Raw genomic sequence first — 25426 nt, 5'->3', positions numbered from 1 at the left:
GCCCATAAAGCTGACCATTTAAATTAATTTTTTTTCATATTTCACTCAGAAAGTATGGATTTCACTTTTATTTTATCCATTATACTTTTGGATACTTTGACTAAACCTTTTAATTAAAGCAATTACTCTGATATTCAATTAGTTATTTTTTAACAACTTTATTTACTTTATTTTATGGTGTAATTTTATATGACATTTAAGACAAAAGAGACAAATATCCATAGCTGACTTTATTGCGCTCTCTAGTTAGTTTTTGCCGCGCGGTGAGCACGTATAAAGGAAGGTATGTCTATCGTGCAACTAAAGCCAAATTGTCGATAGCCAGACGATTATTTTGAGGCAATTATATGACGAGAGCGTTGGATACCACGGCCCATCGAGTAGAGATAATCTTTAAGAACTAATTCGTTCACCCTTGGCGGAGTGATAGATATAAAAAAGGCGCTAACTCAACGAGTAGCGCCTTCCTTTTAAGCGTTAAGCTTGGGGGATGATTACATCATGCCGCCCATTCCGCCCATGCCGCCCATATCAGGCATTGCTGGCGCTGCTTCTTCTTTAGGTAGTTCAGCTACCATTGCTTCAGTTGTGATCATTAGTGAAGCAATTGAAGATGCGAACTGTAGTGCAGAGCGCGTTACTTTAGTTGGGTCAAGGATACCCATCTCTAGCATGTCGCCGTAAGTGTCGTTACCTGCGTTGTAACCGTAGTTACCGTCGCCGTTCTTCACTTCGTTAACGACTACTGAAGCTTCTGCACCTGAGTTGATAGAGATTTGACGTAGAGGCGCTTCCATTGCACGTAGTGCAAGCTTAACACCTACAGTTTGGTCTTCGTTGTCGCCCGTTAGCTCAGCAAGCTTAGCTGCTGCGCGAACTAGTGCTACACCACCACCAGGTACTACGCCTTCTTCAACCGCTGCGCGAGTTGCGTGTAGTGCATCTTCTACGCGGTCTTTCTTCTCTTTCATTTCAACTTCAGTCGCTGCACCAACTTTAATTACTGCAACACCGCCAGAAAGCTTAGCAAGACGCTCTTGAAGCTTCTCTTTGTCGTAATCAGATGAAGATTCTTCAATTTGACCTTTGATTTGAGCACAACGGCCTTCAATCGCTTCTTGGTCGCCGTTACCGTCAACAACAGTAGTGTTGTCTTTGTTGATAACTACGCGCTTAGCAGTACCTAGGTCTTCAAGCTGAACTTTTTCAAGGTCTAGACCAATCTCTTCAGAGATTACTGTACCGCCAGTTAGGATAGCGATGTCTTGAAGCATTGCTTTACGACGGTCACCAAAACCTGGTGCTTTAACCGCAGCAACTTTAACGATACCGCGCATGTTGTTTACTACTAGTGTAGCAAGCGCTTCGCCTTCAACATCTTCAGCGATAATCATTAGCGGCTTACCCGCTTTTGCTACGCCCTCAAGAGTAGGAAGTAGTTCGCGGATGTTAGAAATTTTCTTGTCAACCAATAGGATGAACGGGTTGTCTAGTTCAACAGTACCGTTTTCTTGGTTGTTGATGAAGTATGGAGATAGGTAGCCGCGGTCAAACTGCATACCTTCAACAACGTCTAGTTCGTTTTGAAGTGCCTGACCTTCTTCTACAGTGATAACACCTTCTTTACCTACTTTTTCCATTGCTTGAGCAATGATATCGCCAACTTCTGCATCAGAGTTTGCAGAGATAGTACCTACTTGTGCGATAGACTTGCTGTCTGCACAATCAGTAGAAAGGGCTTTAAGTTCTTCAACCGCTGCAACAACTGCTTTGTCGATACCGCGCTTAAGGTCCATTGGGTTCATACCCGCAGCAACGCTCTTAAGGCCTTCAGTAACAATCGCTTGCGCAAGTACAGTAGCAGTAGTAGTACCGTCACCCGCTTCGTCGTTCGCTTTAGACGCAACTTCTTTTACCATTTGCGCGCCCATGTTCTCGAACTTGTCTTCAAGCTCGATTTCTTTCGCTACAGACACACCATCTTTAGTGATAGTCGGTGCACCGAAAGACTTGTCAAGAACAACGTTACGGCCTTTTGGACCTAGTGTTACTTTAACTGCGTTAGCTAGTGTGTTTACGCCTTTAAGCATTTTACTGCGAGCGTCATCACCAAAACGTACTTCTTTAGCTGCCATGATTAAATTCCTCTAAAATTCGTTTTAACGTTAGTTGTAATTACTCAACAATCGCTAGAATGTCGCTTTCGCTTAGGATAAGTACTTCTTCACCATCCAGCTTTTCTGTTTTAACGCCGTAACCGTCGTTGAAAATAACGGTGTCGCCAACTTTAACGTCAAGCGCTTTAACTTCGCCGTTCTCAAGAATGCGACCGTTACCTACTGCGATTACTTCGCCGCGTGTAGATTTTTCTGCTGCAGAACCAGTCAGAACGATACCGCCTGCAGATTTGCTTTCTTGCTCTGCGCGCTTAAGGATTACGCGGTCGTGTAAAGGACGAATTGCCATTTTCAAGTCTCCTGAAAATTCCACTATTCAAGTTTATGTGATTACCAACACTCAGACTCTCTGAATGCTGTGTGCCTGGGTTGCTCATTGCTGAGCAGTTAAAATCGTTTCTGCACGGATAGATGGGGTAGTACCCAGATAACTTCAAGGGTTTTTAAACAAAAAAATGTAAAAAAATTGGTTTTTTCGCTAAATACTTCTTTTTATTGGGCAAGTAAACGCCGTTTATCGCGGTAAACGGCGTTCATAACCTAAGGGAAAGGCCTTGAGATTAGGGGCTATTGATCGTTTTATTTTAAGCGCTTATCTGGGTCGTTGGTGGTGCGATCCGAATACTCACCTTCAAACACATCACCATCGTTGTTGTGTGAGCGTGAGCGCTCGTCGAAAGGGCTTTGCCCAAACGGTGACTGGCCCTGCCCGAAGCCTGAAGCTCCAGGGCCCATGCCCGGAGCAACAACACGCATTTTCATATGCTTACTAACTTGTGCGGCAAAGAAATGGCGGGAGCCGGGCATTGCCAATAGGAAGCCGAAGATATCAGTAATAAAACCTGGCGTGACAAGTAATATACCCGCAACTACTAGCATTAATCCCTCAACCAGCTCTTTTCCCGGCACTTCATTTCGCTGCATCTTCTCTTGTGCCGTTTGCAGCGTGCTTACCCCTTCACGTTTCACAAAGTAAGCACCAATAAAGGCAGAAAGAATCACCAGACCAACGGTATTCCAGCCACCAACCACGCTGCCTACATTAATAAGCAACGCAATTTCTAAAATAGGTAATAGGGCAAACAATAAAAATAAAACCCGCAAAATCCTTCCTCTTTCATGTATTCATAACCTTTTATAGGGTCTTTGTACGTAATAACAAGAAAAGGTGCCCATCCTTTCGCTTAAATAGCCACTTAAAGCGACCGACAGCGACCGTGATATACTTTGGCTATGAAAGAATAGTGTGGATTTTAAGGTCCATTACACATCGACTCATTAGCTAAGTAGTAGGTACGAAAAAGTAGGAAACGTATATGACAATAAAGCTTGTTCTGTGTACCACGCCAGATGAAAAGACAGCACAGTTGATCGCCAGCACCCTCGTTAAAGATAGGCTTGCAGCTTGCGTGAATATTATTAAAGGTATTGAGTCTATTTATGAATGGCAGGGTAAAATAGAGACCGACACGGAATGCCAGTTGATCATTAAAACGAATACACACCTTGTATTACAGGCTTTTGATAAGGTTTGTGAGCTACATCCGTACGATGTACCTGAATGGCTCGAACTTAATGCCGAGGCTAGCAGTACTTACGGTCAGTGGTTAAAAACCACCCTACAGCAATAGTTAAAAACGTTTTCCAATAAAAATAACGACAATGCAAAATAGATAATATGAATCTTAACTTTATGACTTTACCTTCTGTTTTATCAGGCACTGCATCAGCCTCGCTGTTCCATCGCTTTAGTGCTTATGTTCTCTCAGCGTTTTGTTTGATGTCGCTATTAAGCGCGTTCGCCTTTGCACAGGTGCCAAGTGCATTTGACGATCCTTTTGCAGATGAACCTCAGTTTTTAGATGTAGACCAAGCGTTTGCGTTCGATTTCAATCAAAAAGACGATATGCTTACCTTAAGCTTCGATATTGCCGATGGCTATTATCTGTACCTAAAACAATTCAAGTTTGTGGCTAAAGAAGCTGAAGTCGGCGAGCCTGTGTACCCCACTGGCGTAATGATTGAAGATGAGTTTTTCGGCGAGTCTGAAGTATTTTACAACGGCGTATCTATTACTCTGCCTATCGAATCTGCACTCAGTGACGGCGTAGTTAAAATTCGCTATCAGGGCTGCGCTGACGCCGGGCTTTGCTACCCACCTACGGTTAAAGTCGTGTACTTGAACGAAGTGGGAGGTGTTACAGCAGTCAATTCAGATAAGGTGTCGGGATCAAATAATGCATCGGCCTCTTCGCAAAGTGAGCAGTTTGACTTAGCTCAACAGCTTATCGATAAAGATAACCTTGCTCTCACTTTAGCGCTATTTTTTGCACTGGGTGTAGGCTTAGCCTTCACGCCTTGCGTGTTCCCTATGTACCCCATTGTGTCGGGCATTGTGATTGGTCAAGGCAAGCCTAAAACCGCATCACATTCATTCTGGCTAACCTTTGTTTATGTTCAAGGTATGGCAATTACATACTCGTTGCTTGGGTTAGTGGTTGCGGTAGCCGGCGCGCAGTTTCAAGCTGCGCTTCAACACCCCGTAGTACTCGGCGTATTCATTGTGCTATTTGTGGCGCTTGCCGTTGCCCTATTTGGTGGCTTTGAAATTCAGCTACCAGCAAAGTATCAAGAAAAGCTCACTCACATGAGTAATAACCAAACGCCAGGCAGTTTTGCGGGGGTGTTTATTATGGGTGTATTGTCTGGTCTTATCGCATCTCCCTGCACTACTGCGCCGCTAACCGGCATATTGTTATTTATCGCCCAAACTGGCGATATGACCTTAGGCTTCATTTCCCTTTATTTGCTTAGTATAGGTATGGGCGTTCCACTTATTCTGTTCGGGATGACGGGCGGTAAGCTGCTGCCTAAAGCGGGTAACTGGATGAATGTGGTTAAAGTTACCTTCGGCTTTATGATGCTTGCGGTAGCCATTGTATTTATAGAACGTTTATACAATAGCCCTGCCACTGGCTTCCTATGGGGATTGCTTGGCTTCGGTTTATTCGGTTACTACTGGGTACTCAACCGCGCCAGCAAAAACTCACTGATGAAGCTTATACGTGCTGTTGTGGTGGCAATAGGCATTATGGGAAGTGCTGGCCTTACTTATCAAGCAGGTCTCAATACCGGGCTTTGGGGCGAACAGGCTGATGGTGTACACGCAGGGCATCCAGACTTTGTTGTTGCACGAGACCTAGCAGACTTACGCGATAAAATAGCGGCGGCTAACGCACAGGGCAAAACCGTGATGGTCGATTTGTATGCCGACTGGTGCGTTGCCTGTAAGGAATTTGAAAAGTACACCTTCCCAGATGAGCAAGTGGTATCTGCGCTTAGCAATACGGTATGGATGCAAATGGACCTTACCGATAACACACCAGAGCGCCAAGAAATTTTTGATACCTTCACCGTGTTGGGTCTACCCACAATCTTGTTCTTTGACGAGAACGGTGATGAGCTAACTAAAGCTCGTGTTACCGGGTTTATGAAAGCAGAGGCCTTTGCCAGTCACGTAAACCAGTGGTTAAACAATGGCACTAGCGCCAACAGCAGCCAAAATGCTCGCGCCAATTGAAATTACTAGCGCAAAGCGCGGCCGCGCTTCGAGTTGGAAGGCAGCACTTGGTGTTGCCTTTACCATTTTGTGCCGCTACAGGTTTCAAATGAAAAGGCTCAGATGGCTAATTGGCCTACTGCTTTTTGCTTCATTTATTGTTTCGGCAAAAAACACTGGCTGCTTTGATAACAAACGCTTTTGCTTTGAGCTTACGCCTTCGTCTTCTTCTCTTTTCCTAGTCTCAGTACATAGAAAAGTGGAGTTGCCCGTAGCACTAACCCTTTATTCTAATGTTTTGCGTCATATCCCTACGGGTAACAGTGAGCCTAAACCGAAAGCACACGTTAATGCGTTTTTGGATACCGATGACAAAGTGCCGCTAGGCGTAGTAAACAATGCCAATGCGTTTTGGCAGTCGATGCGGGTGAAATGGACGGTAGGGCGTGTGGATGCCATACATGATAACGACTACCCGTACACGTCACCGCTACAGCCAGCTAGTGAATACCGCATTGTTCAAGGCTTTAACGGCAACTTTAGTCACTCAGGGGCGTCAAGGTATGCACTTGATTTTGCAGCCCCGGTGGGTACTCCTATCTTAGCGTCACGTGGCGGCATAGTGATAGACACTAAAGGTGATGGAACTAGAGGCGGGCCTACCCCAGAGTTTGCTAAGTACGCTAACTATGTAGTTATTCTTCATAGCGACGGTACAACTGGTGAATATTACCACCTCAAACATAAGGGGATTGCCGTAACCCGTGGTCAAAACGTGCAGAAAGGGCAACTTATCGGCTATACCGGCAATACGGGGTTTTCTTCATTGCCCCATTTACACTTCGGTGTTTATGTAGCGAAATTCCATGGTAAATACATAAGTGTGCCGTTTTCTCTCGCGAACGCCTCTACTGAAACCGCGCACTAATCTTTGCCTATCGCATGCCCTCAAGAATGCAGTATGCTGGGATTCAGCACATGCATCTCACGCAAACCAAACAAAAAAACTTTGCCCCGAAAACACCTGATTAGACCAGTATTTTGCTGCTAAATCTTTATCTATCACTATAATCACCAATTAACACAATAAACGAGAAAAGAAATTGGCTTTTTTTCGTGCAACTGTCACAAAAGTTTGTTGAAATGGCAACAAGAGTGACATTTTCCCGAAGATAGCAGCAAACTAGATGAATATTTTGTTATTAAATGGCCCTAACCTGAATATGTTAGGCCAAAGAGAACCCGACAAATACGGCACACAAACCTTGCAAGACATCGTAGATGATTTGCAGGCGCAGGCTGCGTCAAGCAACGTGACCTTAACGCATTTTCAGTCAAACGCTGAGTTTGAACTGATAGACCGCGTACACGCTGCTATGGGTAATGTTGATGCCATTATTATTAATCCTGCTGCCTTCACGCACACCAGCGTCGCACTTCGCGATGCGTTATTGAGTGTCAATATCCCGTTTATTGAAGTGCATTTGTCGAACGTTCACGCCCGTGAACCTTTTCGTCATCATTCTTACTTTTCTGATGTTGCAGCTGGCGTCATTGTTGGCCTTGGTGCCATGGGCTATTCGCTCGCGTTAACTGCAGCAATCAATTTACCGAAATCGCCAAAATAGAGCAGAGACAGAACATGGATATTAGAAAGATTAAAAAACTCATCGAACTAGTGGAAGAATCTGGCATTGCCGAGCTAGAGATCACTGAAGGCGAAGAGTCCGTACGCATCCACCGTGGCCCAACGGGTGTTCAAGCGCCAATGAACTACAGCTTTGCAGCACCTGCTGTCCCGCAGGCTGCGCCAGCTGCGGCGGCAACAACGGCGTCAGAAGCGCCTGCTGCAGAGCCTGCACAGCCAGACGGTCACGTTGTTAAGTCTCCAATGGTAGGTACGTTCTACCGTGCATCTTCACCAACGGCAAAGCCGTTTGCAGAAGTTGGTCAGCAAGTAAAAGTTGGCGACACGCTTTGTATCGTTGAAGCGATGAAGATGATGAACCAAATTGAAGCAGATAAAGCAGGCGTGGTTAAGGCAATCTTGGTTGAAAACCAAGACCCTGTAGAATTCGACCAACCAATGTTCATTATTGAATAAGCGAGTGCTTAACTATGCTAGATAAAGTACTTATTGCTAACCGTGGTGAGATTGCCCTGCGTATTTTGAGAGCCTGTAAAGAACTGGGCATCAAAACCGTAGCTGTGCACTCTACTGCGGATAAAAACTTAAAGCACGTGTTGCTGGCTGACGAATCAATTTGTATTGGTAAAGCATCGGCAACTGAAAGCTACCTGAACATTCCTCGCATTATTGCTGCTGCGGAAGTGACTAACTCTATTGCTATTCACCCTGGTTACGGTTTCCTAGCGGAAAACGCAGACTTTGCTGAAGCGGTAGAAAAAAGCGGCTTTATTTTCATTGGTCCTAAAGCTGAAACTATCAACCTTATGGGTGACAAAGTTTCTGCTATCAACGCCATGAAAAAAGCAGGCGTGCCTTGTGTACCTGGTTCTGACGGCCCGCTAACTGACGACGCAGAGCGCAATAAAGCCATTGCTAAGCGCATTGGTTACCCAATCATCGTTAAAGCTGCGGGCGGCGGCGGTGGCCGTGGTATGCGCGTAGTACGCAGTGAAGCTGAATTGATTAAAGCCATTGAAACCACGCAAGCGGAAGCCGGCGCTGCATTTGGCAACTCAACGGTTTACATGGAAAAATTCCTTGAAAACCCACGTCACGTTGAAATTCAAGTATTAGCTGATGGCCAAGGTAACGCCATTCACTTAGGTGAACGTGACTGTTCAATGCAGCGTCGCCACCAGAAAGTAGTGGAAGAAGCCCCAGCACCGGGTATTTCTGAGCAAATGCGCACTAAGATTGGTGATCGCTGCCGCAGAGCCTGTATTGAAATTGGCTACCGCGGAGCAGGTACATTCGAGTTTCTATATGAAAACGGCGAATTCTATTTCATTGAAATGAATACCCGTATTCAGGTAGAGCACCCAGTATCGGAAATGATCACAGGCGTTGACCTTATTAAAGAGCAGCTTCGCATTGCAGCCGGTCAGCCACTGTCAATTGATCAGTCGCAAATTCAAATTCGTGGCCACGCTATTGAGTGTCGAATTAACGCAGAAGATCCACAAACCTTTATTCCTAGCCCTGGTCCTATCGATATGTTCCATGCGCCAGGTGGTTTAGGTATTCGTTGGGAGTCGCATATTTATGCGGGCTACCACGTACCTCCTTACTACGATTCAATGATAGGCAAGCTTATCACTTACGGTGAAAGCCGCGACGAAGCGATTGCTCGTATGCGCCATGCTCTTGAAGAGATTGTGGTTGAGGGTATTAAAACGAATATTCCGCTTCAACGCGCTATTATGGCCGATGAAAATTTCTTCGCAGGTGGAACCAACATCCACTACCTAGAGAAGAAGCTAGGTTTAGCCTAATCCCCCCCTTTGGGCTACACGCTGTTTTTTGTGTAGCCCAATTTTCGCTATTCGCTATTCGCTATTCGCTATTCGCTATTCGCTATTCGCTATTCGCTATTCAGAACATTCTAATTTTCCGATTACCACAATCAATTTTTAACGATTTTCCTATTTGAAAACTGGTTCTATACTGCACACAGGTTTTAAGACATCTCCCTTAAAATTTTGTGTGTTTTACCCTCATTGGAGTCCCACTCCACTTATCGCCGGCATCCCTGCCGGCTTTTTTTGTATTTTTTTCGTTAAGTCGTTCTTTTTTGCGCTAATTAATTAGATTTAATGTATAAACTAGCTAATTGCTTTGTTTAAGGTTCGATAGGTGCGAATTCCGTTTTTGCTTGTTTTACCACTCATTACTTTTTCGGGAACCAGTGCGTTTGGAGAACAAATAGCACCCACTTTTTCACAGAAGCTAGACATACAGGTTCGATACGATGATCGCTCTAACCGCCCTAGCCGCGAACAATATCGACTGCGCTACTATCCTTCTCTTGCCATCACTTCAGCGTGGTCACTAAACAGCTTTGTGGTAACTGGTGATGACTTTTCATCAAGCCACAATACGTTCGGTAGCGACAATACTGATTATCTCTACGCAAGACGTCTGTATTTGAGACATGAAACCGAATCTGGAAAAACTGAGCTAGGCATTATTCCAACCTACAAAGGGCGTGTTTCTTCCACCGGTTTATCGAAAGATGGGTGGATAACGGGGGTACGTCACGTAAGGCAATTACAAAACGACACAGCCCTTGAAGTAGTGGTTGGTCAACTTGCAAATGCTGAAGCCTCTGAAGCATTTAATATTGGTGGGGAGGATGCGTATTTCGAGATTGAGTACTCGGCTAAAATGGACCACCGCCATAGCTACGAGGCCAGTTTTGAAAAAATGCTCGGTGGTACATTTGCACGTGCTGAGTATCGGTTTCGCATGAACGATAAAGATACCGCCTTTATAGAACTGGTTCAGCGCACTGATGAAAGTGCTGCAAAAATTGTTGTGGGCACCAGCGGAGAGTTTGATGCAGGCGCTTTTAACACATCGTATCCTATCGATTACTTCGCATACTACTCCTATATAGACAGTAGCTTTGGTGAGCGCGCTGAATTAATTGAAGATTTTCTGGGGACAGGTCACGGCGGTTCACTAGAGGTGAGCGGCGTGCTGTCTGAAAAGCATGATGTAGAATGGTTTGTCAGGGCTGACGTCGTAGATAGCGTCAGCAGGTTACTGGCCGGCGTAAAGCTTTCCTTTGAAAGTTGAGTGACTGACGCTCTTTTGCGCTTTTGCGCAACCGACAGCACGAGAACGGCTAATCCAAAAAAAAGGCCCATCAAACGATGGGCCAAACAGCAAGAACGCGTACACACTTTAACAGTGCATAATAAATTACGGGCTGGTCTGCTAATACGTTCAGTTATTTTAGATTACGTATTTTTAACCAAGCCCACTTTCATCGACTTATTGGTTTTACTACAATTAGAGGAGTTAATTTAGTCGGGATTATCAGGTCCATGACTAAAAAACTAAAAGTTTTACCCGCAATAAAAAGGTGTTCTTGTGCCAAGCCGCTACGCTCAGTTCAAAGATAAACTTCCCATTTCTCGACTCTCTGATGAAGCGCTTCTTGCGTTTCGCGTCCTCTTTGATGATCCACTCGATATTGTAGACTTAGCACAGGATATATCTGACTTAACGCTTTATCCCGAACGCTTGCAAGAGAGCTACAGAAAAGAGTGGGAAGCCTATGTGCTCAAGGCGCTAGCTTTTGAGATTAGAAAACATGACAGTTTGTCGCCCGCCGAGTTTATTGAATTAACGATGAGTAAGGTAGAGGCAATACAGCGAAACGATGACACCTACCAAAATCTGTTACGCCAGGTGCATCACGCTAAAACTATTTTACAATCAGAAAACACGGTTGTCTTTCCAACGCCCTTGCGTCAGCAGTTAACCGCGTTTCTTTTACCCATAACCACGATCACCCCGCCAAAGAGGTAATATAGGCGAATTCACGTTGTCAAACCGGTAACGTCAAACAGATATTTATTGAACACTACTTGTTGGCACTTTTGTATTTGTATTGCGAGGGACAATAGCCTCTATCCACACCTTCAGGGCGCAAACTAGCGTGTTTGGTTTTTCTGCCTGACACCCGTTCTCGCCAATTTTTAAAGGTTTTGTGTTTAAGGTTTTTACGCATAAGCTTTATCACATCTTTTTCCGGCAGTCCGTATAAACGTTCAATAGCTTCAAACGGCGTGCGATCTTCCCACGCCATTTCAATAACTCGTGATTCTTGTTCTTCAGTTAATGCCATGTCTTACATCTCAATATGCACGTTATAACTCAACTCAATACAGCATTTACGCACATTTTGTTCAGTATCTGCATAGTAAAAATATTAATAACAACGTTATTAATTCTCCGGCAAGCCCGTTAATTCATCGTCTTTCTCAAATGCTAGTTTTAACAGTTCGGCGGCCGCCTTAGCGTCGCTTAGCGCTCGGTGATGCTGCTCCATTTCAATATGGAAATGTTTAGTTAAATTAGCTAACGAGTACGAAGGCAACCCGGGATAAGTGCGGCGCATTTCGCGAACCGTGCACATTTTTGGTCGCCTAAAATGCTGCTCTAACCGCGCAAACTCTTGTTTAATGAACCCATAATCAAAGTTTACGTTATGGGCAACAAATACGGCATCTTCGGTAAATCGTGCCACCTGCTCTGCGACTTCGGCAAACAGCGGCGCGTCTGCTACCATCTCGTCTGAGATACCGGTTAAACGGGTTATATTACTAGGAATTCTGCGCTGCGGGTTCAATAAGGTTTGAAACCGGTCTACCTCTTTACCGCCAACAAGTTTCACCATACCTATCTCGGTAATGCGGTTATAGTTGTTGTTGCCCCCTGTGGTCTCTATATCTACCACAACATAAGGCTGTGCAGGGTCGCGTATCCATTTTACGGTTGTTACCGCAACGTCAAATCCAGCTTGCTGCAAACGCTGAATGGAAACCAATTGGTTACGGCGAAGCTGATCGCCAGGCGCTTTAATTTCTTCAAAGCGAAGCGCGCCATCAAACACCATAATATCGGGGAAGCCATCTCGAAGGCTTTCGAAGTCTTTGCACATCATGCGAAGTAAAGCATAAATAGAATCTAGCGCACCATGCTCAATCAGGGCCTCTATGGGCGTAAGCAAATGACTAGACCACATAAACAGGCTGTTCACTTTGCCGTAGTGCATTGTGGCCATTTTGTGGATGTGAAAACGCAGTTTCTCTTTGCTATCAAGAGCACGCAGCAGTGCTTCAATACTTTGCTCAAACTTGGCGTAAAAGTTATTTTGCTTAAGCGATAATGGCCTTCGATCAAACTCTGTAACCAGCGTATCTTCTTCGTAAAGTTGCTTCCAAAAAGTGAGGCCAAATAAACTGCGCCATAACCGATTTTCTGTACGCCAGCCCTCTACGTCTTGCCTTGCATAATGGGCCAATACGCCGCGTTCTACTTGCTGATTTTGGCTTACATCAATATCCAGTGTACGGCTAGCATTTCGAAGCATATCGGTAACCGTGCTGGTGCGCTTTTTATGGTATTTACGGGCATAAAAATCTTCGGCAAACGCCAATAGGGTATCAGATTGAGGGTTATCAATAATGCTTTCTAGTACTTGTTTGACGTCATCTTCTTGGCCGTCTTTGTAGCTTTCTCTTAGCCACTTTTCTTTTGCCTTATCGCTTTGCGCTAGTTTTAAAATGTCTAGCCCTTTGGGCCTATCAAAAGCCAACACTTTAAGCCCCAACGCGTAAAGCAGCTGGTCGCGATAAAAACTCGCAGATACACCTTGTGTAACAGGTAATTCACTCTCTGCAATGGCAAGCAATATATCATTGTTATAAAAGGCCAACTGACTGAAGTGATTAGCGTAAAACCAAGAAGCTTCGGCGTCGCTTTTAGTATCAAAACGCGCTGTGTCGGTTACCGAGTCAGAACGGGTTCTCATTACACCTAAATCACGCATAGAAAACTGATTTAAACGACTTTTGGTGTTGCCAAAATAGAGAAACAGTAAATAGCGAAGCGCATTATCAAACAAACACACCAAATAGTTGTTAAGCGCAAAGCGCTCTGGCCAGCCTCTAGCACCAATATGTTCGTTAAGTAACGTCACGAGTTTGGGCTTAGTGAGAGATGCTAGCCCCTGCGTACTGCCGTATTCAGCAAGAAGTTTCAGCAACGCGTCTTTTGTTAGAACGCCGGCGATATCATTAAGCGATGCGTTCGAAAGGTCGCCAAACCACCCGCTATCAATGAGCCAATCTATCTGTGCTTGCGGTTCGTTGATTTCACTGTAGTTAAACTGGGTTCTGTCAATAACCGCATACTTGCGATTTGCAGCGCGCACCACAATGCATTTTTTGTCATCGTCTAATGCCTTAAAACGCTCAACAAAATCTGCTGCCTCATCACTTAAAAGCATACTGTTAGCACCTTCAAAGAATTTGAGGAACTCGTGAAAATGTGTGAGGTAATAACGTGGCGGTAAATCTTTTCGCATGAGGAATCTATAGCTATGAAAACATCAATAGTGTATATTTATACAGCCAAGTTAATCAAATTAAATCCATAGCGAATATATTTAAAATCTACTGGTCGTTATTAACCCAAGCCATTTATTAAACTCGAACTCGCTGTTTAGACACCCACTGAAAGAACGTTGAAAGCTGCTCGTCATCTAGTAAACGTTGTAAATTAAAATAGTGCTTGGCCAACGTCATCTCATCATAAAAGCGATGTATGCCGCTATGGCACTGCCTACAAATATAGATACCGTCCTGCAGTTCGGCTTTGCTAAAGTGCTTTTTGAAATAGGTGCGTCGGTGCATTTTTTTAGGGATAAGGTGATGATAAGTCAGGCGTGTTTCTCTATTACAACACGGGCAGTTTCCTACTTTATTTGCCACACCATCACCTCTATTCATTCACCTTGCTGCTGTTTATTAGGGCTCATCATCAAGACTTCCATTTAATAATGGCTATGCGATTGCCTCAGCGCATTCTTTTCATAAACAACGGGGTATTTTGCTAAAGAAAATCCACTCGTCTTAGCATTACGTAATAAACACTATTCATGATTAATAAGGCAATGAAATATGAGCTTAACCCGTTCCATGGGCTTCTCCTGCCCTTACTGTATGGCGCCTAACGACGTTGAAATAGATGAGGTTAACGATGTGGGTCAAGTCCAAGTACTCGACTGTCAGGTGTGCTGCCAACCCATAGAGTTGACGACTTATCAGCATGGTGACGATATTCAAATTGAGGCAGAACGAGAAAATGACTAAGCAGTTTACACGCAGCGATATTGACGAACTTGCTCAGCGATACCGAGCTAATCTAGTCAACAGTTTGTCTGGATTCAAATCGGCGACATTGGTGGGTACTACAAACGGCAACACCAACAATTTAGCCATTGTAAGCTCTATCGTTCATGTCGGTGCTAACCCGCCGCTAATCGGGATGATCATGCGCCCACACACGGTCGTACGAGACACCCTTAGCAATATAAAGCAACAGGGCTTTTACACGCTAAATCACGTGTCGTCTGATTGGGTAGACAAAGCGCACCAAACGTCTGCTCGCTATGCTCCAGATGAGAGCGAATTTGAAGCAGTAGGTTTAACGCCGCAGTTTAGTGAGTCATTTAGTGCTCCGTTTGTTAAAGAAAGCCAAATCAAGATGGGCTTAAAGGTGGCGCAACATTTAAAACTGCTTAACGAAACCGAAATGGTAATTGGAGAAATCCAAGAGCTTCATATGCCAGAGAGCATTATTGATGAAGACGGATACGCCGATTTAGAAAAAGCCAACACTGCCTGTATTTCTGGTTTAGATAGCTATCACAGCACTACGCGTATTGCACAATTTGCCTACGCTAAACCTGGTATCCCCCTCGCTAAAAAGTGAACTTGTAGCAGAACAAACGGTCTGAGGCTTATACTCTGGTGGCATCACTCTGAATTTTATTTAATCTAGATCAAGTGAAAATCAGACATTTCATTCGATCTTTTTTCAAAAAGAGATAGTATTTAAACAATACACAAAACCTGCCTCTTTGGGCAGGTTTTTGCGTTTAAGGTACTGAATAAAAAAGAATCATTATCGTTTCTATCTCTTAAGGAGAATGTTATGAAATCTGTAAATCGCCGTGACTTTTTAAAACTGTCGGGCTCTACAGTTATCGGTCTTACATTAGGTGGTGTAGCGTTACGTGCACAAGCTCAAGAACAATTGAGCGCTGATGACCCAACTGCTAAAGCATTAAACTACACACCGTCTTCAACCGTTGAAGGTGCAAAATGTGCAAACTGCATGTACGTGCAGGGAGCCGATGGCGAACAATATCGCCCTTGTAACATTTTCCCTAACAAGCTGGTTAACGCTGATGGCTGGTGTAGCGCGTGGGTTAAAAAGCCTGGCTAAACCATCACTCGCAGCTATATAAATAGCAAAAGCCCCCGATAATTATTGGGGGCTTTTTAGTTTCAATACTGCAAAACAGACTTCACATTCAAACCACGTGCTTTTATCTAGCGGCTCTCATTTAGTCCATTCTGGATGCCCTTTAGGCTCGGGTCATCAAAACGTGTAGGTAAAAGACCTGGCTTAATAAAAAAGCCATGTTTAGCTTCAAAGACTTTGCCCATCTTTAGCACTTCTTCATCTTTCCATTTAGCACCGATAAAGCTAATGCCTACTGGAAGACCTTTCACTTCACCCGCCGGAACTGTGAGATGTGGATACCCCGCTACAGCGGCTAGATAGCCTATACCAATGAAACCAGCTGGCGAATGATCGCCATACACACCGTCAATTAAAAATGAAGGGCTATTTGAAGGCGCAACTAATACATCGACATTGTGTTTTGCTAGCAATGCGTCAATACCATTTTTGCCCGCTGTATCTTGAATAAGACTTAGGGCGCTGTGATACGCTTCGCTATCAATAGGCGCCGCGTCTAGCGACTTTTCAAAAATATCTTGGTTGAATAATGCTAGCTCTCGCTCGGTTTGGCTGTTAAAAGCGATAAGCTCAGATAAATTTCTTGCGGGGATCTCTGCTGGCGATCCCGACAAATATTCGTTGATGCTGTGGTGAAACTCACTCAGTAAAACATTATAAGAGTCGGCCCAAAAGGAGTCAGGCTGAGAAAAATCACTAATATCCACCAGCGTAGCACCCGATGCTTTTAGCTGATTTAACGCGCTTTTGTAGACGTCAAGTACATGAGGGTTATCACCTTGACGATACCTGACAACACCAATGCGCTTGCCTTTTAAATCTGTTGCCAGCATTTCAGATGAAGGCATAGCAGGACGCTGAGACGCCGTGTTTTCAGTTGCACTATCGTTCACGTCTTCACCAGCCATAACTGACGTCATCAGCCATGCGTCTTGAACGTTGGAAGTCATAGGCCCCGCTGTATCCTGGCTGAATGAAATGGGTACAATATGAGTTCTTGAAAGTAAACCAACGGTGGGCTTAAAGCCCACTACACCGTTAATAGATGCCGGGCAGATTATAGAGCCGTTGGTTTCAGTACCAACGGCAAGTGACGCTAATCTAAGTGACATTGCTGCACCCGACCCAGACGATGAACCGCATGCACTTCTAGATAAAATGTGCGGGTTACGGGTTAGTCCCCCTACTGCACTCCAACCGCTTATCGATGATTCAGAACGAAAATTTGCCCACTCAGACAAGTTAGTCTTGCCAAGAATGATCGCGCCCGCTGCTTTTAGCTTCGCCACAATGGGGGCGTCTCGTCCGGTGTCGTTATTAATAAGCGCCATAGAGCCTGCCGTTGTGGGCATTTCTGCGCTCTCGATATTGTCTTTTAAAAGTACAGGGATACCGGCTAACGGGCCTAATTCCGCTCCACTGGCAAATTGTCTATCAATTGATTTAGCTTCTGCTAATGCATTGGGGTTTAGTGCTAAAACGCTATTTGTCTTTTCATCTAACTCATTAATTCGAGCTAAATACCCGCTCACTAGCTCTGTCGATGTTGTATCGCCTTGAGCAATAGCTTGAGCCTGCAGGTATGCTGGCTCATCTAGCCACTTTTTATTATCGCTATCTTCACGGTGCGCTTGCGACACGCAGGCGGTACACAGCAAGGTTATGGCTAGTAAATACCACTGTTTCAACATAGAGCTTTCCTTAACGCATTGTTTTTAATGTGAACGTGCTTATGCCATCGAGTCTCATCTTCGGTTAGGTAGGAGGTGATGGGCATTAACGTAATGGTAGTTTGATATACGTTGAATCAGAAATAGTTCACTGTCTAGACGATAAAATGTGCATTTACAGTGCGGCGGGCGCCTTTGGCAGTTTGTGAAGCAAATTATCAAGCTGATATTCATCGAGCAGTAATTGATACCGACCATCTGCAATAAAGCGATGAAGAGCAGCATTAAACTTTTCTCTTAGCTCAGGATCAGGAATAGCCGCGCAATATGCCGAAATAGGAAACAACTCATGGAACACCGTTTCTTTCTCAGCATAGGCGCTGTTTTGGGCTCTGAAGTGATTAAAAATATTTCTATCTAAAACAATCGCATCCACATGATCGAGCATAAGCATGTCGACCTGACGGTCCTGCCTTGCCATTTCCATATACATTGGCTCTAGCGCTAATGCTTGCTTAAATTCTTCACCTAACACTGATTGCGCTGTTTGAAACGCGATGACACGCTTACTCTTAAGATCACTGACTTCATTAATGACAAAGTTGTTTTGCGCCTTTGTCACAACAACATTTTGATAAATAATGTATGGGTCAGAAAGGACAGAATCATCCAAGTTATGCGCAGCGTTTTGTGTAAGGCCTATATCCACAGCTTTATCTTCCAAAAGCCGAGCAGTTCGCCCAAACGGAACATAGATAGGCGAAAGTGTATGCCCCATTTCTGACAAAAGAGCCCTTACTAATTCAATTTCAAAACCGCTGTGTTCTTGTGAAATAACATAGGGAGGTTTGTTCCAGCCAACAACCACATCCAACTCACGGGCTTTTGTAGGCAAAGCAATGGCAACAATACACATAAAAGAGATAAGAAAACGCATAAAACTCCGGTTAACTTAATAATTGAACCGCATTAAGTACTAATATAAGCGCAATATTAGTTTGTACCAGTGGACAAAAGGATAAGGCACTCCGCTCCCTGACACCAACAAACGGCGTCTATTGTTATCGCTTTTCAATTCCTTTCATTTTGTTTAACGCCAAGCGAGGGTACAATAACAAGTAAAGGTCTCAACGAACGATAAATATGGCTTGGCTACAACTTCGAATTAATACTTCTTCTGAATACGCAGAATCAATAGGCGACATGCTAACGGCAAATGGCTCGCAGGCGGTTACCTATGTAGACGCGAAAGACACCCCAATGTATGAACCCAAGCCGGGTGAAGTGTTATTGTGGCCAGATACACAAGTAGTGGGTTTGTTTGAAGCAGATGCGGATATGAAAGGTATTCTGCAGCGCCTAGGTAAAGCTAAAGTGCTTGGCCCAGACTTTAAATACAAGCTAGAGCCGCTTGAAGATAAAGACTGGGAGCGGGAATGGATGGATAATTTCCACCCAATGCAGTTTGGCGAACGCTTATGGATTTGCCCAAGCTGGCGTGACGTTCCAGACCCTGATGCCGTTAACGTTATGTTGGATCCAGGCCTTGCTTTTGGCACAGGTACGCACCCTACTACTGCACTTTGCCTACGCTGGTTAGACGGTATCGATATGACAGATAAAACTGTGGTCGATTTTGGCTGTGGCTCGGGAATTTTAGCGCTGGCCGCGTTGAAATTGGGCGCTAAACGCGTAATTGGCATTGATATTGACCCGCAAGCACTTCAAGCGACAAAAGAAAACGCTCGCCGCAATGGTGTTGAAGACCGATTAGATGTGTATCTACCGGAAGACCAGCCTGAGCTTGAAGCCGATGTGGTTATGGCGAATATCTTGTCAGGTCCATTATTAGAACTCCAAGGCGTTATTACTAATTACTGCAAAAAGGACGGCTTGTTAGTGCTCTCAGGCATACTGGCAGAACAAGTTACTCGCATTGAAGACGCTTATTCAAACGACATTACTCTTGAACCCAGTGCCATTGACGGAGAGTGGGCGCGAGTATCGGGTAAAAAACACTAAGCGCGATTAAAAAACTGACTAGACGGTTAAATATACGTCTAGTCGCATTAGAGCGTTTACGGCAAAGCACCTCTATATTGCGACGAAAATTCGTACGACAACGCACGTTACCCCCTAATTATTTGTTAATTTTTTTCACATTACAGCCCTTTCAAATCGGGGGCTGTAAGACTTTCGTACAATATTCGTACTAAAAATCGACGTTAGCTTACTAATGTGACAGATTTTTTTCACTGTCAAGACCACGAAGTGAAATTTTGTGTGATTTTTAGCCTTTTCAAGCCTTGCGAAAACACGTACACTTAGCGCCCCGTTTTAGCCGGGTGTATATTTTCTGTGCAGTTTTAGATGGTGAGCTATACATTTTACAATGCGAATTGGACCTTACGAGTTAGAAAACAATTTGATGTTGGCCCCCATGGCTGGCGTAACAGACAGACCGTTTCGCCAACTTTGTAAGCGCTTAGGTGCAGGACTTGTTGTTTCAGAAATGCTTTCGAGTAATCCGAAGGTGTGGAACACAGCCAAATCGCAAGCGCGTATGAATCATGAGGGTGAAGAAGGCATTCGCTCCGTACAGATAGCTGGGGCTGACCCTGAGCTTATGGCTCAGGCAGCACAATTTAATGTAGATAACGGTGCGCAAATCATCGACATCAACATGGGTTGTCCTGCTAAAAAGGTCAATAAGAAGCTAGCAGGTTCTGCGCTGCTTCAATACCCAGACACAGTGGAAGCGATTATTAAAGCAGTAGTTAATGCTGTAGAAGTACCCGTGACACTGAAAATTCGTACCGGCTGGAATCCAGAAAATCGCAATGGGGTAGACATTGCCCGCATTGCAGAGCAAAACGGCATACAGTCGCTTGCTGTTCACGGCAGAACGCGAGCTTGTATGTATAAAGGAGAGGCTGAATACAGCACCATACGTCAAATAAAGGCGGCAATTTCAATTCCGGTTATTGCAAATGGTGACATTACTTCTCCAGAGAAAGCACAAGAGGTGCTGAATTACACCGGTGCAGATGGCGTAATGATAGGTCGCGGCGCACAAGGTAAGCCTTGGATATTTAAACAAATCCAACATTATCTTGAAACGGGCGAGAACCTAGCACCACCGCCGCTGTCAGAGCAATATGAGATTTTGCACGAGCATGTAGCTAATGTGCAGGACTTTTATGGCGACATTGCCGGTGTAAGAATTGCCCGTAAGCACGTGGGCTGGTATCTCGCGGAGCACGATACGGATCGTCAGTTTCGTAAAACGTTTAACGCTATCGATGACGCGAATGAGCAACTCGATGCACTAAATGCATATTTTCAAGCGCTGCAGACACGAGAGACCCGACAGATCTCTCCCGCAGCATAGTGATGACTAACTTAAGAGCAACACAGTATTATGTTCGATCAAAACGTGACTTCACCTTTTACTACTACAGTAACTACGCCTTCACAAACGCAAGCTCAAAAGCCACTGCGTGACTCTGTAAAGCAAGCGGTTAACAAGTACCTTAAGCAATTGGATAACGCAAACATCGATAACCTGTACGAAATGGTACTGGCTGAAGTTGAAGCGCCGCTGCTAGAAGAAGTCATGACTTACACACGCGGCAATCAAACCCGCGCTGCCATCATGATGGGCATCAACCGTGGCACACTTCGCAAGAAGCTTAAGCAATACGGCATGAACTAAGATTCCAAGGGCTTTGCCCACCAAAGAGCACCACACGGTGCTCTTTTTGTTTCAACACTACAACATTAGAAACTTAAAATTTATGCAAACACCAAAACCTATTAAACGCGCTCTCCTTAGTGTCTCTGATAAAACTGGTATCCTCGATTTCGCGACAGCGCTGCATAACGCTGGCGTAGAACTTCTGTCGACGGGCGGTACCGCGAAACTACTTGCTGACGCTGGCTTACCTGTGAAAGAAGTTTCTGATCACACAGGTCACCCAGAAATCATGGCTGGTCGTGTTAAAACTCTTCACCCTAAAATTCATGGCGGTATCCTTGGTCGTCGCGGTACCGATGAAGCGGTGATGGAAGAACACAACATTGCACCTATCGATCTTGTGGTAGTTAACCTTTACCCGTTTGCTGCAACAGTGGCAAACGAAGATTGCACGCTAGAAGATGCAATTGAAAATATTGATATCGGTGGCCCAACGATGGTACGCGCTGCAGCGAAAAACCATAAAGACGTTACTATTGTGGTTAATGCGTCTGACTACGCTCGCGTGCTTGCAGAAATGAACGACAACAACGGTTCTTTGTCTTACAGCACACGCTTCGATTTAGCCATCAAAGCATTTGAACACACAGCTGAATACGACGGCATGATTGCAAACTATTTCGGTGCCCGTTTAGATAGTGCTGCATGCGAAACAGGTTGTTGTGAAGATAGCAGCGAATTCCCACGCACCTACAATATGCAGCTTACTAAGAAGCAAGACCTTCGCTATGGCGAAAATAGCCATCAAGAAGCGGCTTTTTATGTAGAAAACGATATTCAAGAAGCGTCGGTTGCTACTGCGACTCAGCTTCAAGGTAAAGAGCTATCGTTTAACAACATCGCTGATACCGATGCGGCACTAGAGTGCGTGAAGGAATTTGAAGAGCCAGCATGTGTAATCGTTAAGCACGCTAACCCGTGCGGTGTTGCTATTGGCGACGATATCCTAAGTGCCTACGATCGTGCGTTTAAAACTGACCCAACGTCTGCATTTGGCGGCATTATTGCGTTTAACCGCGAACTAGATGCGAAAACCGCGCAAGCGATTGTTGACCGTCAATTCGTAGAAGTCATTATTGCGCCGACCGTAAGCGATGAAGCGAAAGAAGTAGTAAGTGCGAAGAAAAACGTACGTCTTCTAGCGTGTGGTGACTGGGCTGGTCAGCTAACTGAAGGTTACGACTTTAAGCGCGTAAACGGCGGTTTATTAGTACAAGAGCGCGACTTCGGCATGGTTGAAATGGAAGACCTTGAAGTGGTGACTAAGCGTAAGCCAAGCGAAGATGAACTACGCGACCTTATGTTCTGCTGGAAGGTAGCGAAATACGTGAAGTCTAACGCGATTGTTTACTGCAAAGACGGTATGACGGTAGGCGTGGGCGCAGGTCAAATGAGCCGTGTTTACTCTGCAAAAATTGCGGGCATTAAAGCAGCTGATGAGAACCTTGAAGTGGCTGGTTCTGTTATGGCATCTGATGCTTTCTTCCCATTCCGTGACGGCATTGATGCAGCAGCTGAAGCTGGCATTAAGGCAGTCATTCAGCCTGGCGGCTCTATGCGCGACCAAGAAGTGATTGATGCCGCTGACGAACACGGCATTGCTATGGTGTTTACGGGCATGCGTCACTTCCGTCACTAATAGGTATCTACGCTATATCTTTTAGTTCAGGCTTAGTGAGGGAAACCAATACCTAAGTTAAACACGCAGTAAGGTGGCATTTAGTTGCTTTACTGTGTGTTTGTTATTTTTCCTTAACCCTTTTTAATACGCAGAACCGAGGCCAATCGCATGGTTGTGTTGATACCACATCGAAGCGACAAAGTTGCGAATAACTCTGCTAAGGCGTAAGTGCGAATAGAGGTTAGCTGATAGGCTTGATCTGACTTGTAGTAATTTGTAGTAATAGTGTTACTAATAAATGTTATGTTTTACTAGTACGCATAGACAACTACCTACCCTCGACAGAGAAAGGAAATAAGAATGAAAAAGTTAGCCCAATATGTGTTAGCCGCAACCCTAGGTGTAAGTGCTACTTATGCCAGCGCAGATGCGATTTCTGATGCCGCAATGAGCGATATCCGCTCGGCTAGTGTAAAAGTACGCGATGAGTATCGCAACCCTCAACAAACATTACGCTTTTTTGGTCTACAGCCGGACATGACTGTAGTCGAAATTTCTCCAGGTGGCGGCTGGTATGCCGACATTCTTTATTCTGTTGTAAAACAAGACGGAAAATACGTAGCGGCTCACTTTTATGTAGACGATGAAACCAGTGGCTACTACAAAAAGTCGGTAGAAGGCTTTAAAGAGAAAATGAAGCCGGGCATGAAGTATGAAGGTGCTGAGCTGACTGCATTCGACCCTATGAAAGCACTAGATATTAGTGAAGCGGGCAGCGCTGATATGGTGTTAACCTTTCGCAACGTACACAACTGGTACATGCGTCACGGTGACGAAGGCATCGACAATGCATTTGGCGCATTTTTCAAAGCGCTTAAGCCAGGCGGCGTACTGGGCGTAGTGGAACATGAGCTACCTGAAAGTGCAGATGATGAAGCGATGAAGAAAAGTGGCTACATGAAGCGTTCTTACGTTATCGCTGCCGCTGAAAAAGCGGGTTTTGTCCTTGAAGCTAGTAGCGATGTTAACGCAAACCCAATGGATAGCGCAGATCACCCGAAAGGTGTGTGGACGCTACCTCCTCGTTTGGCGCTTGACGACCAAGACCGCGAAAAATACATGGCGATTGGCGAGAGCAATCGCATGACGCTAAAATTCACCAAACCAAAATCATAATATTAAACACTCAAAACGGAACAGTTAATGAACGTACTTGTAATTGGCGGCGGTGGCCGCGAACACGCGCTAGCGTTTAAAGCAGCGCAGTCTTCTGATGTTTCAACCGTATTTGTAGCTCCTGGTAATGCAGGTACTGCTACAGAACCTAAGCTTGAGAACGTAGCTATTGATGTCAACGACATCGCAGGCCTAGTTTCTTTTGCTCAAGGTAACGATGTTGCGCTTACTATTGTAGGCCCAGAGGCGCCGCTAGTTGCAGGTGTAGTAGATGCGTTCACTAACGCAGATTTAATGATTTTTGGCCCTACTCAAGCTGCGGCGCAGCTTGAGGGCTCAAAAGCTTTTACCAAAGACTTTTTGGCTCGACACAATATTCCTACGGCTGAATACCAAAACTTCACCGAAATTGACCCAGCTATTGCTTATGTTCGCGAGAAAGGCGCGCCGATTGTAGTAAAAGCTGACGGCTTAGCGGCAGGTAAAGGTGTTATTGTTGCGATGACCCTTGAAGAAGCCGAAGATGCTATCCGCGACATGCTGGCAGGTAACGCGTTTGGCGAAGCCGGCAGCCGCGTAGTTATTGAAGAATTCCTAGACGGTGAAGAAGCGTCGTTCATTGTCATGGTAGACGGCAAAAACGTACTGCCTTTTGCCACCAGCCAAGACCACAAGCGTGCGGCTGACGGCGATAAAGGGCCTAACACAGGCGGTATGGGTGCTTATTCTCCGGCTCCGGTTGTAACGCAAGACATTCACGACCGTATTATGCAAGAAGTAATTATGCCAACAGTTAACGGCATGGCTGCTGAAGGCAACGACTACGTTGGCTTTTTATATGCTGGCCTTATGATTATGGCCGATGGCACTCCGAAGGTAATCGAATACAACTGCCGCTTTGGCGATCCGGAAACTCAGCCAATCATGCTGCGCTTAAAGTCTGACTTGGTTCCACTTTGCCAAGCAGCGTGCAAAGGCGAACTTGCTGGTAAAACGATTGAGTTTGATGAGCGCGCGTCGGTAGGTGTTGTGCTTGCAGCTGGCGGCTATCCAGGCAGCTATGATAAAGGCGACGTGATAACTGGTTTTGAAGACGCTGCGAAGCTAGAGGGAAAGGTTTTCCATGCAGGTACCGCCCTTCAAGATGGCGAAGTGGTAACCGCAGGTGGCCGCGTACTTTGCGCTACAGCTTTGGGTAACAACGTTACCGAAGCGCAGCAAAAAGCTTACGAGCTACTAAAAGCCATTCAGTTTAAAGATGTGTACTACCGCACTGATATTGCGCACCGTGCAATTGCGCGTGAAGCTGAAGCCAAATAAGCGAACCACAAAACATTAAAAACGCGGCTTAATGCCGCGTTTTTTTTTGCCGTACTCGGCCTAAAAAAACCAGTAACCAGCGCAAACGCTGAATCACTTAGCTATCGTTAATC

Annotated in this window: 25 protein-coding genes; 17 read left to right on the top strand and 8 right to left on the bottom strand. The window is 45.0% G+C overall.

What is annotated here, in order from left to right; all coding sequences use genetic code 11:
• Nucleotides 1–494: 494 nt before the first annotated feature.
• The 3 genes from groL to V7R55_RS19105 form a co-directional block, all read right to left on the bottom strand.
• Nucleotides 495–2135: a chaperonin GroEL gene (groL, locus tag V7R55_RS19115; RefSeq protein WP_334060930.1), complete on the bottom strand. Its 1641-nt coding sequence runs from the start codon at nt 2133–2135 to the stop codon at nt 495–497.
• A gap of 40 nt (nt 2136–2175) precedes the next feature.
• Complete coding sequence (locus V7R55_RS19110; protein ID WP_012520088.1) at nt 2176–2466, bottom strand: co-chaperone GroES; 291 nt, start codon at nt 2464–2466, stop codon at nt 2176–2178.
• A 290-nt stretch (nt 2467–2756) separates the two neighbouring features.
• Nucleotides 2757–3281 (bottom strand): FxsA family protein, encoded by a 525-nt coding sequence (locus tag V7R55_RS19105; protein WP_334060928.1) that lies wholly within the window; start codon nt 3279–3281, stop codon nt 2757–2759.
• Between the two features lie 212 nt (nt 3282–3493).
• Here V7R55_RS19105 and cutA point away from each other — a divergent pair, with 212 nt between their 5' ends.
• The 8 genes from cutA to V7R55_RS19065 all read left to right on the top strand — a co-directional run bounded on the left by cutA (nt 3494) and on the right by V7R55_RS19065 (nt 11242).
• Nucleotides 3494–3808, top strand: a complete 315-nt coding sequence (gene cutA / locus V7R55_RS19100; protein ID WP_334060926.1) for a divalent-cation tolerance protein CutA — start codon at nt 3494–3496, stop codon at nt 3806–3808.
• Between the two features lie 62 nt (nt 3809–3870).
• Entirely contained in the window at nt 3871–5757 is a 1887-nt protein-coding gene (locus tag V7R55_RS19095; RefSeq protein ID WP_334060925.1) for a protein-disulfide reductase DsbD, read from the top strand.
• An 88-nt stretch (nt 5758–5845) separates the two neighbouring features.
• Nucleotides 5846–6664, top strand: coding sequence for a M23 family metallopeptidase (locus V7R55_RS19090; protein ID WP_334060932.1), 819 nt, complete (start codon nt 5846–5848; stop codon nt 6662–6664).
• Nucleotides 6665–6923: 259 nt separating this feature from the next.
• A complete protein-coding gene (gene aroQ / locus V7R55_RS19085; protein ID WP_334060923.1) occupies nt 6924–7364 on the top strand; it encodes a type II 3-dehydroquinate dehydratase in 441 nt (146 codons plus the stop codon).
• A 14-nt stretch (nt 7365–7378) separates the two neighbouring features.
• Complete coding sequence (accB, locus tag V7R55_RS19080) at nt 7379–7840, top strand: acetyl-CoA carboxylase biotin carboxyl carrier protein (protein WP_334060921.1); 462 nt, start codon at nt 7379–7381, stop codon at nt 7838–7840.
• A gap of 14 nt (nt 7841–7854) precedes the next feature.
• Complete coding sequence (gene accC / locus V7R55_RS19075) at nt 7855–9198, top strand: acetyl-CoA carboxylase biotin carboxylase subunit (RefSeq protein ID WP_334060919.1); 1344 nt, start codon at nt 7855–7857, stop codon at nt 9196–9198.
• Nucleotides 9199–9559: 361 nt separating this feature from the next.
• The gene (locus V7R55_RS19070) at nt 9560–10504 is read left to right on the top strand and encodes a hypothetical protein (protein WP_334060918.1); all 945 of its coding nucleotides are present in this window, start codon (nt 9560–9562) and stop codon (nt 10502–10504) included.
• A 297-nt stretch (nt 10505–10801) separates the two neighbouring features.
• Nucleotides 10802–11242: a hypothetical protein gene (locus V7R55_RS19065; protein WP_334060916.1), complete on the top strand. Its 441-nt coding sequence runs from the start codon at nt 10802–10804 to the stop codon at nt 11240–11242.
• 55 nt (nt 11243–11297) lie between these two features.
• On the opposite strand, the gene V7R55_RS19060 is transcribed toward V7R55_RS19065, so the two are convergent.
• From V7R55_RS19060 to V7R55_RS19050, 3 genes are all read right to left on the bottom strand, one after another.
• On the bottom strand, nt 11298–11561 hold the full coding sequence (locus V7R55_RS19060) for a TIGR03643 family protein (protein ID WP_334060915.1): 264 nt from the start codon (nt 11559–11561) through the stop codon (nt 11298–11300).
• A 99-nt stretch (nt 11562–11660) separates the two neighbouring features.
• Entirely contained in the window at nt 11661–13805 is a 2145-nt protein-coding gene (locus V7R55_RS19055) for an exonuclease domain-containing protein (RefSeq protein ID WP_334060913.1), read from the bottom strand.
• A 118-nt stretch (nt 13806–13923) separates the two neighbouring features.
• Nucleotides 13924–14211, bottom strand: a complete 288-nt coding sequence (locus tag V7R55_RS19050; RefSeq protein ID WP_269917953.1) for a hypothetical protein — start codon at nt 14209–14211, stop codon at nt 13924–13926.
• A 189-nt stretch (nt 14212–14400) separates the two neighbouring features.
• On the opposite strand from V7R55_RS19050, the gene V7R55_RS19045 reads away from it, so the two are divergent.
• The 3 genes from V7R55_RS19045 to V7R55_RS19035 all read left to right on the top strand — a co-directional run bounded on the left by V7R55_RS19045 (nt 14401) and on the right by V7R55_RS19035 (nt 15730).
• Entirely contained in the window at nt 14401–14592 is a 192-nt protein-coding gene (locus V7R55_RS19045; protein WP_105932532.1) for a CPXCG motif-containing cysteine-rich protein, read from the top strand.
• Nucleotides 14585–15214 (top strand): flavin reductase family protein, encoded by a 630-nt coding sequence (locus V7R55_RS19040; RefSeq protein ID WP_334060912.1) that lies wholly within the window; start codon nt 14585–14587, stop codon nt 15212–15214. The genes V7R55_RS19045 and V7R55_RS19040 overlap by 8 nt, the downstream gene beginning before the upstream one ends.
• A gap of 222 nt (nt 15215–15436) precedes the next feature.
• Entirely contained in the window at nt 15437–15730 is a 294-nt protein-coding gene (locus V7R55_RS19035; RefSeq protein ID WP_118491294.1) for a high-potential iron-sulfur protein, read from the top strand.
• 107 nt (nt 15731–15837) lie between these two features.
• Here V7R55_RS19035 and V7R55_RS19030 read toward each other — a convergent pair whose 3' ends face one another.
• Together V7R55_RS19030 and V7R55_RS19025 are read right to left on the bottom strand one after the other, a co-directional pair.
• A complete protein-coding gene (locus V7R55_RS19030) occupies nt 15838–17460 on the bottom strand; it encodes an amidase (protein WP_334060910.1) in 1623 nt (540 codons plus the stop codon).
• A 154-nt stretch (nt 17461–17614) separates the two neighbouring features.
• A complete protein-coding gene (locus V7R55_RS19025) occupies nt 17615–18376 on the bottom strand; it encodes a substrate-binding periplasmic protein (RefSeq protein ID WP_334060908.1) in 762 nt (253 codons plus the stop codon).
• A gap of 206 nt (nt 18377–18582) precedes the next feature.
• On the opposite strand from V7R55_RS19025, the gene prmA reads away from it, so the two are divergent.
• The 6 genes from prmA (at nt 18583) to purD (ending at nt 25313) form a co-directional block, all read left to right on the top strand.
• Nucleotides 18583–19461: a 50S ribosomal protein L11 methyltransferase gene (prmA, locus tag V7R55_RS19020; protein ID WP_334060906.1), complete on the top strand. Its 879-nt coding sequence runs from the start codon at nt 18583–18585 to the stop codon at nt 19459–19461.
• A 370-nt stretch (nt 19462–19831) separates the two neighbouring features.
• The gene (gene dusB / locus V7R55_RS19015; RefSeq protein ID WP_334060905.1) at nt 19832–20830 is read left to right on the top strand and encodes a tRNA dihydrouridine synthase DusB; all 999 of its coding nucleotides are present in this window, start codon (nt 19832–19834) and stop codon (nt 20828–20830) included.
• A 30-nt stretch (nt 20831–20860) separates the two neighbouring features.
• Complete coding sequence (fis, locus tag V7R55_RS19010) at nt 20861–21154, top strand: DNA-binding transcriptional regulator Fis (RefSeq protein ID WP_012520109.1); 294 nt, start codon at nt 20861–20863, stop codon at nt 21152–21154.
• Between the two features lie 82 nt (nt 21155–21236).
• Nucleotides 21237–22835, top strand: a complete 1599-nt coding sequence (gene purH, locus V7R55_RS19005) for a bifunctional phosphoribosylaminoimidazolecarboxamide formyltransferase/IMP cyclohydrolase (RefSeq protein ID WP_334060903.1) — start codon at nt 21237–21239, stop codon at nt 22833–22835.
• Nucleotides 22836–23177: 342 nt separating this feature from the next.
• Complete coding sequence (locus tag V7R55_RS19000; protein WP_334060902.1) at nt 23178–23993, top strand: class I SAM-dependent methyltransferase; 816 nt, start codon at nt 23178–23180, stop codon at nt 23991–23993.
• A gap of 27 nt (nt 23994–24020) precedes the next feature.
• A complete protein-coding gene (gene purD / locus V7R55_RS18995) occupies nt 24021–25313 on the top strand; it encodes a phosphoribosylamine--glycine ligase (protein WP_334060901.1) in 1293 nt (430 codons plus the stop codon).
• The last annotated feature ends 113 nt before the right edge of the window (nt 25314–25426 follow it).

This window comes from Alteromonas sp. S005, assembly GCF_036864475.1.
In the GTDB taxonomy this organism is placed as follows: domain Bacteria; phylum Pseudomonadota; class Gammaproteobacteria; order Enterobacterales; family Alteromonadaceae; genus Alteromonas.
The sequence above is the reverse complement of the archived record's forward strand: the minus strand, read 5'-3'. Positions and strand labels throughout refer to the sequence as shown.